A 17,080-nucleotide genomic window follows, 5' to 3' on the forward strand; every position below is an offset into this window, starting at 1 on the left:
CCTCTCCTGCAACCAGGGTGATTGGCGAAGTCCTGTGTGACGGCCGATCTCCCCCCTTGTGGGGGAGATGTCCGGCAGGGCAGAGGAGGGCAACGTAGAGCGGGAACATTTGCAAGCTTGTCATCAATGCAGCCTGGGCGTTGCGCCCTGGCCCTTCTCGTCTATGAGGATGCCGCGCTGGAAGCGGTCGAGCGTGAAGGCGGCGCTGAGCGGGTGCTGCTCGTCGCGCGCGATGGTGTGCGCGAAGCAGTAACCGGAGGCCGGCGTCGCCTTGAAGCCGCCGTAGCACCAGCCGCAGTTGAGATACATGCCGGGCAGGGGGCCTGTGGTGATGATGGGCGATCCGTCCATGGACATGTCCATGATGCCGCCCCACGAGCGCAGCAGGCGAACGCGCGAGAAGCCGGGGAACATGGCGACGAACTCGCTGGCGACTTCCTCCACCACCGGCAGGTTGCCGCGCTGCGCATAGGAGTTGTACCCGTCGATGTCGCCGCCGAACACCAGTCCGCCCTTGTCAGACTGCGAGGCGTAGAGGTGGCCCGCGCCGAAGGTGACGACCGTGTGCAGCACCGGCTTCAGCGCTTCCGACACGAAAGCCTGAAGCACGTGGCTCTCGATAGGCAGGCGTTCGATGCCCGCAAGCTTCATCACGCGCCCCGTCGACCCGGCAACCGCGACGGCCACCTTCCCGGCGCGGATTTCGCCGCGCGTGGTCGATACGCCCACGATCCGGTCGCCCTCGCGCAGGAAGCCCGTTACCTCGCAGTTTTCGATCATGTCGACGCCGCGCCGGTCGGCCGCCCTTGCATAGCCCCATGCGACGGCGTCGTGCCGCGCGGTTCCGGCGCGCGGCTGCAGCAGCCCGCCGATGATCGGGAAGCGCGCGGAACCCGACACGTCCAGCCCCGGCACCAGCCTGCCCACGGCCGCCGCTCCGACGATCAGCTCGGCGTCGATTCCCTCGTGGCGCATCGCGTTGCCGCGCCGCGCGAAGTCGTCCAGCTGCGAGGGCGTATGTGCGAGGTTCAGAACCCCGCGCTGCGAGAACATGACGTTGTAGTTCAGCTCGTGCGAGAGGTTTTCCCACAGCTTCATCGAGTGCTCGTAGAAGCGCGTGTTTTCCGGCAGCAGGTAGTTCGAGCGGATGATCGTGGTGTTGCGGCCGATATTGCCCGAGCCGAGATACCCCTTTTCCAGCACCGCCACATTGGTGATGCCGTGTTCCTTGGCCAGGTACCAGGCGGTGGAAAGGCCGTGCCCCCCGCCACCGATGATGACGACGTCATAGGCCGGCTTGGGCTCGGGCTTTCGCCAAGCCGGCTTCCAGTCCCGGTTTGCGGACAACGCGTTCTTGAGCAGCGATAGTGCGGAATACTCAGCCATGGTCTCCAGCCGGGTGGAAGGATCGTCCCTGCGCCAAGCTATCGGGCCGCATGGTTCGCCAAGGCAAATTTTGCGCCATGGGCTTTCGCCCCGCCGACCTCTCGTCTCTCCTCATGGCCGTCTTGCCGCGTCCGCCGCGCTCGCCTATCAATGGCCGCCAACCTTTCAACGGAAATCCCGCCGCGCATGATGCAGCCGGTCCATCGCCTTTCGCGTCTGCTTTCTCGTGTGCTTCTGGTCATGGCGGCGGTGCTCGCACTGTCGTCGCCGGTCCTGTCGCAGACGGCGGCCGACGATACGCGCATCGCCACGGCGCGCGGGGCGGGGCCGGAGGTCGTCGCCCAGCAGCGCGACAGGATCGGCAACATCGAAAAACAGGCCGACCAGCTTGCCCGCAGGATGCAGTCCGGGGCGCAGGACGACGCGATACTGGTCGAGGTGCGCAATGCGCTGGAGGAACTGTCGCGCGAGCTGCTTGCCAGCGGCGTCGCGTTCCGTCCCCGTCTGACGGCCATCAACAACCGGCTGGACGAGATCGGCCCGCCACGTGCCGACGGCGAAGCGCCCGAACCGCCGGCCCTGACGGCGGAGCGCCAGAGCCTCATAGACGAAAAGGCCGATATCAACGCGCTGCTCGGGCAGGCCGAAACGCTGTCTCTGCGCGTCAACGGCATGGTCGAGGAGATCGTGCGCATCCGTCGCGACCTGTTCGCCAACACGCTGTCGCGGCGCTACGACATCTCGGTCGCGATCTCCCCGCGCGTCGTGGACGATCTGGCGGCCGAAAACCGAAAGCTCACCAACGCCCTTTCGTCGTGGGGCCGGTTCCTCATCAATTTCAAGCTGTCGGCCGTTCTTGCCGCCACGTTCTACGCGCTGCTTGCCGCCTCGATCCTGCTCATCGGCGGGCGCAGGCTGCTGGGCACGCTCTATTCGCCGGACCCCACCGTCGAGCAGCCCTCATATCTCAGCCGCCTGTCGGTGGCGTTCTGGTCGACCCTGCTGCCCTCGGCTGCCGTGGCCGTGTTCCTCGCGGCCACCTACTTCTTCTTCAACTATTACGGCCTACTGCGGCGAGACATCGCCCAGCTCATGGTCACGCTGTTCAATGTCATCGCAACGGTGTTCTTCATCTACCGGCTGGCTGCGGCGGTCTTTTCTCCCCGCCTGCCGGAGTGGCGATTGCTGCCCGTCAGGACGAGCACCGCGCGCGTGCTGTTCTGGCTGGTCTGCCTGACGGCGCTTGTATCGGGGCTGGATTTCGTCACCAGCAAGGTCACGGAGGTGATGGCCTCGCCGCTGTCGCTCACCGTCGCAAAGAGCTTCTTTGCCACCATTATCGTCGGCGTGCTCATCATCGTCATCGGGCTGCAGCGGCCGTTTACCGACGAGGCCGGCAACGCGCGCGGGTGGAGCCCGCTGTTCCGCGCAGCCATCCTCATCCTCGGCGGCGTCACGGTCGTCTCCGCTCTGCTGGGCTATATCGGCCTTGCGCGCTTCATCGCCCAGCAGATCGTCGTCACCGGCGCGATACTCGCGACGATGTATATCGGCTACCTTTCGGCCGGCGCGATTTCGGAGGAGGGCGGCTTCATCAACACGGGCTTCGGCAAGAGGCTCGACAAGCGCTTCAACTTCGATGAGACGACGGAAGACCAGCTCGGCCTGCTCTTCTCGGTCCTCATCAACGTCCTCGTTCTCGGCATCGGCATCCCGCTGATTTTCCTGCAATGGGGCTTCCAGTGGGGCGACATCCAGTCGTGGACCTACAACATGATGACGGAGATCAGGATCGGGTCCATCTCGATCTCCATCATCGGCATTCTCACGGGCATCTTCATTTTCCTCGTTGGCTACGTCGCCACCAGAGGATTCCAGCGCTGGCTCGACGGCAAGGTCATGGCGCGCGGGCGGGTCGATGCCGGCGTGCGCAACTCCATCAGCACCGCGGTCGGCTATGCGGGCATCGCGCTTGCGGCGCTGCTCGGCATATCGGCGGCGGGCATCGACCTGTCCAACCTCGCGCTCGTCGCCGGTGCGCTGTCGCTGGGCATCGGCTTCGGCCTCCAGAACATCGTCAACAACTTCGTCTCGGGGCTGATCCTGCTGGCCGAACGCCCCTTCAAGGTGGGCGATTCGATCGAGGCCAGCGGCACCAAGGGCACCGTGCGCAAGATCAGTGTGCGCGCCACCGAGGTCGAGACCTCGCAGCGTCAGACCGTCATCCTGCCCAACTCGCTGCTCATCAATGCCGCCGTCGGCAACTGGACCCACCGCAACCGCACCGGCCGCGTCGACATACCGGTGGTCGCATCCTCCGAAAACGATGCGCGCCACGTCCATGCCCTCCTGCTGGAAATCGTCAGGCAGCAGCCGGGCATCCTCAAGAATCCCGAGCCGCAGGTGGCGTTTACCGGCTTCGACGGCGCGACGCTCAATTTCGAGGTCCGCGCCGTGCTGCCCGACATCACCAGCAGGCTCGCTTTCACCAACGAACTGCGGTTCGAGATCGCCGAACGCTTCAAGACGGAGGGTATCGCCTGAATGGAAACCCGTTCAGCCTCCGTTCAGCATGCAATGGTGTATAAGGTGTGCGACAGGACGGACATCTCCGTTCGCCAGAAGCCGCAAGCGGCGGGAACAGGGCTATGAAGACTTTTGCTATCGCGTTCGGTGCAGCCTTCCTTTCTTCGGTGGCGTTCGCCTCGGCGGCCACCGTGAAGAACCTGGATGGCGAGAGCCACACGCTGGTCGTCAGCGAGGGCGGCAGCCAGTCCGAGGTCAGCGTGGGTGCGGGCGAAACCATCGACATCTGCGCCGACGGCTGCTTCATCACCTTGCCCAACGGCGACCGGCAGGTGCTTACCGGCACCGATACGCTGGAGATCGAGGGCGGCGTCGGCCGGATTTTCTGACCGGCCGATCTGCCCCTGATGGCAACGGCGCGGCGCTGGTCGCGCCTCTTTCCGGCGATGTCGCAAACAGGCTTCGCCCGCGCATCGCCGCCGCCTTATAGTCTGCCCGCAAATCATCGCGGAGCAGCAGGCAATGGCAGAGTTTCCGGCTAGGGCAAAGGTCGTCATCATCGGTCTCGGCGGCATCGTGGGCGCGTCCATCGCCCACCATCTGATCGAACGCGGCTGGGACGACATCGTCGGCATCGACAAGTCCGGCATTCCCACCGACATCGGCTCCACCGCCCACGCATCCGACTTCTGCTACACCACCAGCCACGACTATCTGTCGGTCTGGACGACGCAGTACTCCATCGATTTCTACGAGAAGATGGGCCACTACGCCCGCATCGGCGGGCTCGAGGTCGCGCGCACCGGCGATGATGTCTGGATGGAGGAGATCAGGCGCAAGGTCTCGTCCGCCAAGGCGTTCGGCACCCGCGCCCATCTCGTCACGCCCGAAGAGATCAAGAAACTGTTCCCGCTGATCGAGCAGGATGAGGTCATGGGCGGCATGTTCGACCCGGACGCCGGTCTTGTCGTCCCGCGCTCGCAGACGGTTGCCGGCAAGCTGGTCGATGCCGCCGAGAAGACCGGCAAGCTCACCGCGTTCGCCAACACGCCCGCGACTTCGCTGCTGGTCGAAAACGGCCGCATCAAGGGCGTCGTCACCCATCGCGGCACCATCATGGCCGATCACGTCATCGTCTGCGCCGGCATCTGGGGCAGGCTGATCGCGGAAATGGTGGGCGAGGATTTGCCGGTCATGCCGGTCGACCACCCGCTCACCTTCTTCGGCCCATATGACGAGTTCGCCGGCACCGGCAAGGAGATCGGCTATCCGCTGCTGCGCGATCAGGGCAATTCGGCCTACATGCGCGACACCGGCGATCCGAAGACCACCGAGGGCGGCCAGATCGAGTGGGGCTACTACGAGACCGACGAGCCGCGCCTGTGCCACCCGCGCGACCTGCTGGAGAAGAACCAGGCGCGCCTGTCGCCTTCCCAGCGCGACCTCGACATGGAGCAGATCATCGCGCCTCTGGAGCGTGCCATCGAGCTGACGCCCATCCTGGGCGAGCTCGGCTACAATGAGAGCCATTCCTTCAACGGCCTGCTTCAGGTGTCGGCCGCCGGCGGCCCGTCCTGCGGCGAGAGCCAGAAGGTGAGGGGGCTGTGGTACTGCGTCGCCATCTGGGTCAAGGACGGACCCGGCTACGGCAAGCTCATCGCCGACTGGATGACCGACGGCCGCACCGAGATCGACCACAACTCCATCGACTACGCCCGCTTCTACCCGCACCAGCTCGAGGAAGGCTTCATCGAGGGTCGCACCCGCGAGGCCGCGCAGAAGATCTACTTCCCCGCCATCCACCCGCGCGAGCCATACGCTACGGGCCGCAACGTCAAGCGCTCGCCCTTCTACGAGCGCGAGAAGGAACTCGGCGGCCACTTCATGGAGCTCGGCGGCTGGGAGCGCGCCCACGGCTACGCCGCCAACGACCACCTGCTGGAAAAATACGGCAACCGCGTCCCGGTGCGCAAGAACGAGTGGGACAATCGCCATTTCTGGCGTGTCTCCAACGCCGAGCATCTCGCCATGAGCGAGGATTGCGGCATCGTCAATCTCTCGCACTTCCACATGGTCGACATCGAAGGCCCCGACCATGTCGAGCTTCTCGAATGGCTCTGCGCGGCCAGGATCGGCGGCGACGCCAATATCGGCAAGGGCATCTACACCCACTTCCTCGACGACGAAGGCATGGTGCGCGCCGACTTCACCGTCTTCCGCATGGAGGACCGCTGCCGCCTCGTCAACGGCGCCGATGCCGGCCCGCGCGACTTCCACTACATGCGCCGCGTCGCCGAGGATCGCGGCCTTGACGTCACCATCACCGACGTTTCGGAAAACTTCGTCACCATCGGCATCTGGGGGCCGAACGCCCGCACCACCTTGCAGAAGGTGGCCGAAGACCCCGACGGCCTGTCGGTCGAAAACTTCCCCTTCGCCGCCATCAAGCCGATCCGCATCGCCCGCAGGGACGTCACCGCCTTCCGCATCTCCTATGTCGGCGAGCAGGGCTGGGAGCTTCACATGCGCTACGAGGACGGGCTTGCCGTCTGGGACGCGCTGCGCTCCACCGGCGTCATGCCCTTCGGCGTCGAGACTTACGCCAACTCGCGCCGCATGGAAAAGAGCCTGCGTCTCCAGAACGCCGACCTTCTGACCCAGTACAACCTCATCGAGGCCGACCTTGCCCGTCCCAAGGTCAAGGAGGCCGATTTCCGCGGCAAGGCGAAGCATCTGGAATACAAGGCGCGTGCGCACCAGCCCGCCATGCTGTGCACGCTGGTCTTCACCGACAATGTCGATGCCGCCGGCGTCGCGCGTTATCCGGTCGGCTCCATGCCGGTGATCGACCCTGAGACGGGCGAGACGCTGGTGGACGAACTGGGCCGTCGCTCCTACACCACCTCCGTCGCCTATGGCCCGACGCTCGGCAGGAACATCGCTCTCGCCTACCTGCCTCACGCCTACGCGCAGGAAGGCCGCGCGCTCCAGGTAGAATATTTCAGCCAGACCTTCCCCGTCGAAGTCGCCGCCGTCGGCTACCGGCCCCTCTACGACCCGGAGAACCTGAAACCGCGCAGCTGACGCACCATTGCACCTGCGGCCCTCATCCTGAGCTTGTCGAAGGACGCACCGCGTTCCCGAAATCGTGATTGGAAAAGGCCCGGTTTGCGCCGGGCCTCGCTTTTCAAGCGTGGCATTTCCCGTAACCTTGCGTCATGTCACGTGCTCCGCAACCAAGGCTTGCGTTGCAGGCCGCCCTGGTGCTGGCGATGGCTGGCGCCGTGCCCACGGCGGCAACCGCCGAGGTGGTCGATGTCGAGCTGATCCTCGCGGTCGACGTGTCGCTTTCCATGTCTCCGGGCGAGCTTGCCATCCAGCGCGACGGCTATGCCGCGGCTCTCACCCACGAGCAGGTCATCCGCGCCATACAGGATGGCGTCCACGGCAGGATCGCGCTCGCCTATGTCGAGTGGGCCGGCGCGACGGTGCAGCACATCGTGGTGCCGTGGACCATCATCACCAATCTGCAGGAAGCCGAGGCGGTGGCAGAGCAGCTCACCCTTCATCCGCCCAACAGCGCGCGCCGAACCTCCATTTCCGGCGCGCTCGCCTTTGCCGGCGACATGTTCGCCGAAAGTCCCCATCGCGGCCTCAAGCGCGTGGTCGACATTTCCGGCGACGGGCCCAACAACCAGGGCGGGCTCGTGTCGCCGGCGCGCGACGCGCTGGTGGAGCAGGGCATCACCATCAACGGCCTGCCGCTGATGACCAGCGGCGGCTTTTCCAGCGTCTACGATCTCGCCAATCTCGATCTCTACTACCAGCATTGCGTCATCGGCGGGCCGGGCGCTTTCATGATTCCGGTCAACGACTGGACCCAGTTTCCCGAGGCCGTGCGCCGCAAGCTGGTGCTGGAGCTTGCCGGCGGCCCGCAGCCGCAGGATTTGCGGCAGGGCATGCCCGTCCACCTCGCGCAGGCGCGCGACGATGCCGATTGCGAGATCGGCGAGAAGATGTGGCGCGACCGCTCGTGGATGTGGGACAACCGCTGACCTGACCACCCGCGTCACCCCCGATCCCGCCTTACCTTGACAAATCGCGCCTCCCATGCGCTTTTCCGCGCGAATTTCAGGGTCGCCGCGCGCGCCCGCTTTTAAGCCTCGCACAATCGAAAGACTTCCCCATGCATCGTTACCGCAGCCACACCTGCGCACAGTTGAGAAAGGCCGATGTCGGCCAGTCCGTCCGGCTTTCGGGCTGGGTTCATCGCGTGCGCGACCATGGCGGCCTGCTGTTCATCGACCTTCGCGACCATTACGGCCTGACGCAGATCGTCGCCGATCCCGATTCGCCCTGCTTCAAGACGGCCGAGACCGTGCGCGGCGAGTGGGTCCTCCGCGTCGACGGCGAGGTCAAGGCGCGCACCGCCGAGACCGTCAACGCCAACCTGCCCACCGGCGAGATCGAGATTTTCGCGAAGGACATGGAAGTGCTCTCCTCGGCCAGGGAGCTGCCGCTGCCGGTCTTCGGCGAGCCGGACTACCCGGAAGACATCCGCCTTAAATACCGCTTCCTCGACCTGCGGCGCGACACGCTCCACCGCAACATCCTCCAGCGCACCAAGATCATCGCCGAGATGCGCAAACGCATGGCCGATGTCGGTTTCACCGAATATTCGACGCCGATCCTGACGGCTTCCTCGCCGGAAGGCGCGCGCGACTTCCTGGTGCCGTCGCGCATCCATCAGGGCAAGTTCTACGCGCTGCCGCAGGCGCCGCAGATCTACAAGCAGCTCATCATGGTCTCGGGCTTCGACCGCTATTTCCAGATCGCGCCCTGCTTCCGCGACGAGGACCCGCGCGCCGACCGCCTGCCGGGTGAGTTCTACCAGCTCGACCTCGAGATGAGCTTCGTGGAGCAGGAAGACGTGCTCTCCACCATGGAGCCGGTCCTGCGCGGCGTGTTCGAGACGTTCGCGGCCGGCAAGCCGGTGACGCAGAAATTCCCGCGCATCGCCTACGACGAAGCCATGCGCAAATACGGCTCCGACAAGCCGGACCTGCGCAACCCCATCGTCATGGAAGCCGTGTCGGAGCATTTCGCCGGTTCCGGCTTCAAGGTGTTCGCCAACATTCTCGCCAATGACCCGAAAGCCGAAGTCTGGGCGATTCCGGCAAAGACCGGCGGCAGCCGCGCATTCTGCGACCGCATGAACTCATGGGCGCAGGGCGAGGGTCAGCCGGGCCTCGGTTACATCTTCTGGCGCAAGGAAGGCGACAAGCTCGAGGGCGCCGGTCCCATCGCCAAGAACATTGGCGAGGAGCGCACCGAAGCCGTTCGTCAGCAGCTCGGTCTTGAAGACGGCGACGCCTGTTTCTTCGTCGCCGGCGACCCGAAGAAGTTCGTCTCGTTCGCAGGTGCTGCTCGCACCCGCGCCGGCGAGGAGCTGAACCTCGTCGACCGCGACCGCTTCGAACTGTGCTGGATCGTCGATTTCCCGTTCTTCGAGTGGAACGAGGACGAGAAGAAGATCGACTTCGCCCACAACCCGTTCTCGATGCCGCAGGGTGGCATGGAAGGTTTGCAGGGCGACGATCCGCTGGCGCTCAAGGCGTTCCAGTATGACATGGTCTGCAACGGCTTCGAGATCGCATCGGGCGGCATCCGCAACCATCTGCCCGAAACCATGGTCAAGGCTTTCGAGATGGTCGGCCTGTCGCGCGAGACGGTCGAGGAGCGCTTCGGCGGCCTCTACCGCGCCTTCCAGTATGGCGCCCCGCCGCATGGGGGCATGGCCGCCGGCATCGACCGCATCGTGATGTTGCTCGTGGGCGCAAAGAACCTGCGCGAGATCACCATGTTCCCGATGAACCAGCAGGCGCAGGATTTGCTGATGAACGCGCCGTCCGAGGCGACGCCCCAGCAGCTTCGCGAGCTTGGCCTGCGCGTCAATCCGCCAAAGAAGGACTGAGCGTCCGGCTTCGCAACCCGCCACGGCCCGCCCGCCGTGGCACTTGCCATTTTCGTCTGCTTTGCATCACATAGCGGTGGCGAAAATGGCTGAGGGGTCGGGCGGTGCGGATCGTCCATCTGCGTAGCGCGGATTATGCTCGACGTTCTGGCGGGTGGGTCTACAACACCCGGCTGGCGGCCGCCCTTGCCGCGCAGGCGGACACCTTCACCGAGATCGTCGTGCCTGTTGCCTTCCCCTCGATCGGGGAACAGGACGCCGCACGGCTGGCGGCCGGGTTCGCGGCCCTTCCGCCCGACTCGATCCTGGTCAGCGACCATCTTCACGTCGCGCAGCTCATCCCCCAACTCGCCGACCGGCAGTTTTCGCTGGCCGCCATCTTCCATCACTCGACCACCATCGAGGATGAGGCCAATGGCGTGCATCCCGACGCGGAGGAGGAGCGGCGGTGTCTGGCGATGTGCGATGCCGTCATCGTCACGTCCGACGAAACGGCGGCCTATGCCGTCGGTCACCACGGCGTCGCGCCGTCTCGCCTCGTTCTGGCCGCGCCCGGCAACGACATCGTGCCTCGCGCATCCGGCCCTTCAGCTAAGTCGCGGCGCATCCTCACGGTAGGCGCGGCGGTCGCGCGCAAGCGCTATCCCTATCTGGTCGAGGTCGCCTCTCGCCTCCGCTCGGCAGACTGGCACTGGACCATCGTCGGCGATCTCGAACGCGATCCCGACCATGTCGCAGCCCTTCGCAGCGTCATCGACGGTGCGGGCCTCGCCGCCCGCATCCACCTCGCGGGCGCGATCGAGGACGGCGCGTTGGCGGATGAGTGGAACCGCAGCGGCCTCTACGTCGCCGCGTCGCTCTACGAAGGCTACGGCATGGCGGTGTCCGAAGCGCTGCGTCATGGCGTGCCGGTGGTCACCACCGCGTCGGGCGCCGTGGCCGGCTGGGCGGGAGAGGCGGTCATGCTCGCGCCCGACGACGACGCGGCGGCCTTCGCTCGTATCATCGACGGCGTGCTCGACGACGGGGCAGGGCAGGGCCGTCTCAGCGACCTCGCCTTCGCCTTCGGCTCGTCCCTGCCTGGCTGGGATGCCACCTTCGCCGACATCGCCCCGCGTATCGCGACCGCCTGTCTGGGCCCGGAAGTAGAGGCGGCTGCCTGAATATTCCGCCTCAGCTTTGACGCGATGCCGCGCATCTGCTCGTACAATTCCGATTGCCGATTGCCGATCCCATGCCTGCTCGCTCATACTGTGCCATGACAAACCGTCCCGCCCGCATTCTCGTCACAGGTTTTTCCGTCTTTCCGGGCGCGCCGGTTAACCCCACCGAAGCGCTGGCGGGCATCCTGAGGGACGACCCGCCGCAAGGCGAGGGGATCGAGGCGTTCCGCGCCGAGGTTCTGGCGGTCGAATACGAGACCATCGCCGGCAGGCTCTCCGCCATCGGTCGAGAGTTCATGCCCGACATCGCGATCCATTTCGGCCTTGCACGCGAATGCGCGGGCTTCCGGCTGGAGCGGGTTGCGCGAAACAGCCACGCCCATGCCCGGCCCGACCAGTCGGGCGCCATGCCTGTCGCCGCGCAGGTCTGTGCCGGCCCCGAGACGCTGCCTTCCACCCTGCCGCTGGACCGCATAGCCGACGGGCTCCGTAAGGCGGGCCTGCCCGTCGAGTGGTCCGACGATGCGGGCGGTTATCTCTGCAACACGGTGTTCACGCTGTCGGCCGCCCATGCGTGCGACGGGCTGCGGCCGCTGATGACGGGCTTCATCCACGTCCCGCCGCTGAAGGAGGCTGAACCGGACAACGCTACCGCCATGGGCATCGACGATCTGGTCGCCGGCGCCCGCATCGCCATCGGCGCCTGTGCGGCGGCATGGGCCGAGAGCGGCCAAGAAGAAAGCCCGGCTGAGCCGGGCTTTCTGTGAGGGGATCAGTCGTTCGCCGAAATCGTGACGCCCAGCGTCTTGATGAGCCCCTGCGGCGCGCTCATCGCCTCTGCCGCGATCAGCGCGAGCGGCACGTCCTGCGAGGGCGCGGCCACGATGCGGATGCTCTGCGGGTCGTCGAGGAAGCTCGACACCGCGCGCGTGGCGCTTGCCGTGAAGTCCGGATCGCCCAGTTGCGCCAGCGCGAAGGGCAGGATCGCCTTCGCCTGGCTGGCGATGGTGGCCGGCGACGCGCCCTGCTGGCCGGCGAGGAACTCCAGCACCCGGCCGGTGAGCGAATCGTCGTCGAACGCGATCTCCGCGCGGTTGAACGAAAGCTGCTGCATCAGGCCCAGCATGGCCAACCCCTGCACCGAGCTGTCCGCATCCGGGTTTTCCGCCATCTGCTCCTGCAGCGCGCGCAGCGACGCGATGAACTCGGTCGTGTAGCCCGCCATGTTCATCGAGATGCCGAGCGTGCCCAGATCGTCGATGGTGAAGTCGTTCTGCGTCAGCATCAGCGCGCCGTCGGCCGGGTTCCAGCTACCCGCCATCGCCATCGAGCCCTCGAGCTGTTCGTAGCCCAGCGCCTGGATGACGGCCTTCTGCTGCGCGTCCTCGATGAAGGACAGGTCGAGCGTGAAGTTCTCGACCGAGCCGGTGAAGTCCATCGCCGCGCCGGTGTTCGGCGGCGTCAGCTCGACGGCGGCGGCCGTCAGCGTGAAGATTTCCGTGCCGTCCACCGTCGCGGTCATGCTGTCGACGCTCGCATTGTCGTAGTAGAGCGAGCCGCCATAGCCGTCGACATGCGCCTCGTCGGGCAGGATCACGCCCGACATCGACATGCCTTCCATGGTGAACGAGCCCCGGTCGTCGGCGGCCTCGAAATCCTCGAAATCGATCTGCTCGACCCGGAAGCCTTCGTCGAACTGCGAGATGCCCGTCATTTCGATCGTGCCGATGGGAAACGATTCGTCCTGTCCCGCGAGCGTCGCGCGCACGCCGTTGAGCGTGGCGTCGTCGCCGCTCGCGTCCACGCTGTCCCACTCGATCGTGAAGCCCTGCACCACCATCAGCGCCTTGAAGCGCTCGGCGGCTTCCTCGGCGGTCTGCGCCAGCGCGCCCGATAGCGGCATGGCGGTCAGCGCCGCGCAGGCTGCAAACAGTCGAAAGTGCTTTTGAATCACATGCATGTAACGTTCCTTGGACATTGCGTTGCTTGCCCGGCCTTTAATTCAGTTCAATCGGGATCAAGTTCGAAATATGACTTCGCGGCATGTTGGGTTTATTTCAACGCGAACGCAAACGGAAGTCACGCCACGGTTATCCGGCCGTAAACGCCGCGTCGCATCGCCGCCCGCGCTCCGATTGCGGCTTGCCCCGAATCACCGGCTCCATTAACCCGAATCCATGGGAAAAGAGCTTGTTCCGCCCGGCTCCGGCGGGGGTGACCACATAGAGCCGGTCGATCTGCGCAAGGCGCTCGAGGAGCGCTACCTCGCCTATGCGCTGTCGACCATCATGCACCGCGCGCTGCCGGATGTGCGCGACGGGCTGAAGCCCGTGCACCGGCGCATCATGCACGCCATGCGGCTGCTGCGGCTCAACCCCGAGCAGGGCTTCGCCAAGTGCGCCCGCATCGTCGGCGAGGTGATGGGCAAATTCCACCCGCACGGCGACCAGTCGATCTACGACGCGCTGGTGCGCCTGGCGCAGTCCTTCTCCGTTCGCTATCCGCTGGTCGACGGGCAGGGCAATTTCGGCAACATCGACGGCGATAATGCGGCCGCCATGCGCTACACCGAAGCGCGCATGACCGAGGTGGCCACGGCCCTTCTGGAAGGCATCACCGAGGACGCGGTCGACTTCCGCCTCACCTACAACGAGGAGGACGAGGAACCCGTCGTCCTGCCGGGCGCGTTCCCCAACCTTCTGGCCAACGGCTCGTCGGGCATCGCGGTCGGCATGGCCACCTCCATCCCGCCGCACAACGCCGCCGAGCTGTGCAAGGCCGCCCTGCATCTCATCGACAACCCGGCCGCCGAGGTCGAGGATCTGATGACCCGCGAGCCGGCGGAAGACCCCGACGAGAACATGGTGCGCGGGCCGGATTTCCCCACCGGCGGCATCGTGGTCGACAGTTTCGACGCCATCCTCGAAGCCTACAAGACAGGCCGCGGCTCGTTCCGCGTGCGCTCGCGCTGGCATCAGGAGGATCAGGGCAGGGGCGTCTGGCAGATCGTCGTCACCGAGATCCCCTACGGCGTGCAGAAATCGCGCCTCATCGAGAAGATCGCCGAGCTGCTTCTGGCCCGCCGCCTGCCGCTGCTCGACGACGTGCGCGACGAGAGCGCGGAGGACATCCGCCTCGTGCTGGTGCCCAAGAGCCGCACCGTCGACCCCGCGATCCTGATGGAATCGCTGTTCAAGCTCACCGAGCTCGAAAGCCGCTTCCCGCTCAACATGAACGTGCTGTCGCGCGGCAAGGTGCCCGGCGTCATGTCGCTCAGGCAGGTGCTGCAGGAGTGGCTGGAGCACCGCAAGGAGGTGCTTGTGCGCCGCTCGCGCCATCGGCTGGCCGAGATCATGCGCCGGCTGGAGGTGCTCGGCGGCTACCTCGTCGCCTATCTCAACATCGACGAGGTCATCCGCATCATCCGCGAGGAGGACGAGCCCAAGCCCGTGATGATGGCGCGCTGGGACCTGACCGACCTTCAGGCCGAATCGATCCTCAACATGCGCCTGCGCGCCTTGCGCAAGCTTGAGGAGTTCGAGATCCGCAAGGAGTTCGACGCGCTCACCGCCGAGAAGGCCGGGATCGACGCGCTTCTGGCCTCCGATGCGAAGCAGTGGAAGACCATCCGCTGGGAGGTCGAGAAGCAGCGCGACAAGTTCGGCTCGCATACCGAGCTTGGTCGCCGCCGCACCCAGTTCGCCGACGCGCCCGACCACGACGAGGAGCACATCGCCCAAGCGATGATCGAGCGCGAGCCCGTCACCGTCATCGTGTCGGAAAAGGGCTGGCTGCGCGCCATGAAGGGCCATCTGGCCGATTTCGAGGGCCTCACCTTCAAGGAGGGCGACAAGCTCAAGCTCGCCTTCCGCGCGCAGACCACCGACAAGATCCTCGTCTTCACCACGGGCGGCAAGTTCTACACCATCGGCGCCGACCGCCTGCCCGGCGGGCGCGGCCATGGCGAGCCGATCCGCATCATGGTCGATATGGAAAACGACCAGGACATAGTCACCGCCTTCGTGCACGAGCCCGGCCGCAAGCTGCTTCTGGCCTCTCATCAGGGCAACGGCTTCGTCGTGCCCGAAAGCGAGGTCGTCGCCAACACCCGCAAGGGCAAGCAGGTGATGAACGTCAAGTCGCCCGACGAGGCCAAGCTCTGCGTCCCCGTCGCCGGCGACCACGTCGCCATCGTCGGCGAGAACCGCAAGCTGCTGGTCTTCCCGCTGGCAGACGTGCCCGAACTCACCCGCGGCAAGGGCGTGCGCCTGCAGAAATACAAGGACGGCGGCGTCTCGGACGTCAAACCCTTCGCGATCGAAACCGGATTGTTATGGACCGACTCCGCCGACCGCACCTTCACCAAGACGAAGGACGAACTGACCGAATGGCTCGGCGCACGCGCGAGCGCCGGACGGATGGTGCCGAAGGGGTTCCCGAGATCGGGGCGGTTTTAGAACGGAAACGGCGGGATTGGCTATTTGTCCGAGCTGTGCATCGGCTGTTTAGGGGCCTAGACGAGACTTGCTGCGTTACTGCAATGAGGCGGTTGTGCGGACAAGGGGCATTCGGAAATCGAAAAGACATGGCCGCTCATCAATGCCGTCTTGGCGACGAAAGCGATCGTCGCAGTCGGCGATCTATTAGATGCGCGAATTATACTTCGCTAGACCGCTTTTCATTACAGGGGTTTGTGAATTGATATATGATTTGCACCGTAAAGGCGGCCATGAAACTCAAGTGCATAGCGATCCGTCATGCCGGCGATAAAGTCACATATCGCACGCATTCGTCGCAGTTCTGTCCCGCCAAAGCACATTGCTTTGAAGTCATCCGGCAATAGGCGTGCCCCATCAGGGGCCTTTAGGGCGTTAAATATTCCTTTTATTATATCCTTTCCCCTATATTCGACAACTTGAAGGCGAGGAGATTTAATTATCGCGCTGTAAGTAATGTTTTTTAGAACTTCGACATGTAAGAAGGCGGGAAATTTTAATCGCACATTGTGCAATTGGGGGAAGTCGTTATGCTCGATGACCTCAAGATTTGTTAAAAACGTCTGAACAAGCTGGGATGTGAATTGCACACGTTGGTATCCGTCACTTGCAAGCTTGCGAGATAAGGCCTGCACTTCTGCCGCCACAAGCATCTTCTTTGTGCTCCAACTGGTTTCTCTCCCGCGAACTAGTTTCTTTGTGTTTTCATCGACCCCAAAAAGAATGTCCTCAAAAACGTGAAACAATATACGTTTAACAAGGTCTGCATCTATTAGATCGTCTATTTCAATGTCGGGGTACTGATCGCGCGATCGTCGTGCGATGGTTTTTGCAACTTCCTCATACACCTCGTCGTCGAGGGCAAAAAGTCCCATGGGCGTCAACAAACCAGCCTTGAAGTTGTCTTCAAGGTCGTACGTTGAGTACGCTATATCATCGGCTATATCCATAATCGAACATTCGATTGTCTTGAATTTTCCGATGAAAGAGTTTGTGCCAAGTACCTTCTGCTTTATGTCGTTTACTAAGTTTATGTCTTCTCTATAGTAACCCTTGACGATTGACCCAGGTTTTTCTCGATCTGCGTCGCGTTCTGGTATCGGTTTGTCGTACTTCAGGAGCGCTGCCATACTTCGATAGGTCAAGTTTAGTCCGCAGCGAAGATCGTCGCCGTTTGCATCAAATGGCTTGAGGGTTCCATCAACTTGTCGGAGTGTGCTCTTTTTCTCAAGTCGAGCGACAATACGCAAACTTTGCGCATTGCCTTCAAACCCACCATAACACCGCATGCTTTCGTCGAGAGCTTCTTCGCCATTGTGCCCGAATGGCGGGTGACCTAAATCATGAGCCAATCCTGCAAATTCGACGATATCGGGCTCGATTTTTGCATCTTTCGATTTGAATGCAGACTCTGTGGCATTCAAACTGGCCTGCCTCCTGAAAAGTGGTCCTCCCTGAAGTAGGCTATTTGGCCGATAGAGAGGACGTTGGAATGCCCCAGAAGAAGCACAAGCCCGAAGAGATCGTCGCGAAGC

11 protein-coding genes are annotated in these 17,080 nt (G+C 64.0%); 8 read left to right on the top strand and 3 right to left on the bottom strand.

Annotation, left to right across the window (positions count from 1 at the left end):
• Nucleotides 1–123: 123 nt before the first annotated feature.
• Nucleotides 124–1,386: a sarcosine oxidase subunit beta family protein gene (locus tag FY036_RS10575; RefSeq protein ID WP_148914683.1), complete on the bottom strand. Its 1,263-nt coding sequence runs from the start codon at nucleotides 1,384–1,386 to the stop codon at nucleotides 124–126.
• Between the two features lie 186 nt (nucleotides 1,387–1,572).
• Between FY036_RS10575 and FY036_RS10580 the strand changes: the two genes are divergently transcribed.
• The 7 genes from FY036_RS10580 (at nucleotide 1,573) to FY036_RS10610 (ending at nucleotide 11,816) form a co-directional block, all read left to right on the top strand.
• The gene (locus tag FY036_RS10580; protein ID WP_161601123.1) at nucleotides 1,573–3,930 is read left to right on the top strand and encodes a mechanosensitive ion channel family protein; all 2,358 of its coding nucleotides are present in this window, start codon (nucleotides 1,573–1,575) and stop codon (nucleotides 3,928–3,930) included.
• A 104-nt stretch (nucleotides 3,931–4,034) separates the two neighbouring features.
• Nucleotides 4,035–4,301 carry a hypothetical protein gene (locus tag FY036_RS10585; protein ID WP_148914685.1) on the top strand — a complete coding sequence of 89 codons (267 nt, stop codon included), beginning with the start codon at nucleotides 4,035–4,037 and terminating at the stop codon, nucleotides 4,299–4,301.
• Nucleotides 4,302–4,434: 133 nt separating this feature from the next.
• The gene (locus tag FY036_RS10590) at nucleotides 4,435–6,996 is read left to right on the top strand and encodes a GcvT family protein (RefSeq protein WP_148914686.1); all 2,562 of its coding nucleotides are present in this window, start codon (nucleotides 4,435–4,437) and stop codon (nucleotides 6,994–6,996) included.
• 134 nt (nucleotides 6,997–7,130) lie between these two features.
• On the top strand, nucleotides 7,131–7,967 hold the full coding sequence (locus FY036_RS10595; RefSeq protein ID WP_148914687.1) for a DUF1194 domain-containing protein: 837 nt from the start codon (nucleotides 7,131–7,133) through the stop codon (nucleotides 7,965–7,967).
• 131 nt (nucleotides 7,968–8,098) lie between these two features.
• Nucleotides 8,099–9,886, top strand: coding sequence for an aspartate--tRNA ligase (gene aspS / locus FY036_RS10600; protein WP_148914688.1), 1,788 nt, complete (start codon nucleotides 8,099–8,101; stop codon nucleotides 9,884–9,886).
• Nucleotides 9,887–9,990: 104 nt separating this feature from the next.
• Nucleotides 9,991–11,049 (top strand): glycosyltransferase family 4 protein, encoded by a 1,059-nt coding sequence (locus FY036_RS10605; RefSeq protein WP_148914689.1) that lies wholly within the window; start codon nucleotides 9,991–9,993, stop codon nucleotides 11,047–11,049.
• 95 nt (nucleotides 11,050–11,144) lie between these two features.
• Nucleotides 11,145–11,816, top strand: a complete 672-nt coding sequence (locus FY036_RS10610; protein ID WP_161601124.1) for a pyroglutamyl-peptidase I family protein — start codon at nucleotides 11,145–11,147, stop codon at nucleotides 11,814–11,816.
• Between the two features lie 5 nt (nucleotides 11,817–11,821).
• Here FY036_RS10610 and FY036_RS10615 read toward each other — a convergent pair whose 3' ends face one another.
• On the bottom strand, nucleotides 11,822–13,009 hold the full coding sequence (locus FY036_RS10615; protein ID WP_148914691.1) for a hypothetical protein: 1,188 nt from the start codon (nucleotides 13,007–13,009) through the stop codon (nucleotides 11,822–11,824).
• A gap of 217 nt (nucleotides 13,010–13,226) precedes the next feature.
• Between FY036_RS10615 and parC the strand changes: the two genes are divergently transcribed.
• On the top strand, nucleotides 13,227–15,506 hold the full coding sequence (gene parC / locus FY036_RS10620; RefSeq protein ID WP_148914692.1) for a DNA topoisomerase IV subunit A: 2,280 nt from the start codon (nucleotides 13,227–13,229) through the stop codon (nucleotides 15,504–15,506).
• 224 nt (nucleotides 15,507–15,730) lie between these two features.
• On the opposite strand, the gene dgt is transcribed toward parC, so the two are convergent.
• Nucleotides 15,731–16,969 carry a dGTP triphosphohydrolase gene (dgt, locus tag FY036_RS10625; RefSeq protein ID WP_148914693.1) on the bottom strand — a complete coding sequence of 413 codons (1,239 nt, stop codon included), beginning with the start codon at nucleotides 16,967–16,969 and terminating at the stop codon, nucleotides 15,731–15,733.
• Nucleotides 16,970–17,080 lie beyond the last annotated feature (111 nt).

Origin of the sequence: Neoaquamicrobium microcysteis, from assembly GCF_008180155.1 — a bacterium.
Lineage (GTDB): Bacteria > Pseudomonadota > Alphaproteobacteria > Rhizobiales > Rhizobiaceae > Aerobium > Aerobium microcysteis.

Bases quoted from the DNA above. Each gene is read 5' to 3' on its own strand.
- FY036_RS10575 (WP_148914683.1), bottom strand. From the start codon at position 1,386: ATGGCTGAGTATTCCGCACTATCGCTGCTCAAGAACGCGTTGTCCGCA.
- FY036_RS10580 (WP_161601123.1), top strand. From the start codon at position 1,573: ATGATGCAGCCGGTCCATCGCCTTTCGCGTCTGCTTTCTCGTGTGCTT.
- FY036_RS10585 (WP_148914685.1), top strand. From the start codon at position 4,035: ATGAAGACTTTTGCTATCGCGTTCGGTGCAGCCTTCCTTTCTTCGGTG.
- FY036_RS10590 (WP_148914686.1), top strand. From the start codon at position 4,435: ATGGCAGAGTTTCCGGCTAGGGCAAAGGTCGTCATCATCGGTCTCGGC.
- FY036_RS10595 (WP_148914687.1), top strand. From the start codon at position 7,131: ATGTCACGTGCTCCGCAACCAAGGCTTGCGTTGCAGGCCGCCCTGGTG.
- aspS (WP_148914688.1), top strand. From the start codon at position 8,099: ATGCATCGTTACCGCAGCCACACCTGCGCACAGTTGAGAAAGGCCGAT.
- FY036_RS10610 (WP_161601124.1), top strand. From the start codon at position 11,145: ATGACAAACCGTCCCGCCCGCATTCTCGTCACAGGTTTTTCCGTCTTT.
- FY036_RS10615 (WP_148914691.1), bottom strand. From the start codon at position 13,009: ATGCATGTGATTCAAAAGCACTTTCGACTGTTTGCAGCCTGCGCGGCG.
- parC (WP_148914692.1), top strand. From the start codon at position 13,227: ATGGGAAAAGAGCTTGTTCCGCCCGGCTCCGGCGGGGGTGACCACATA.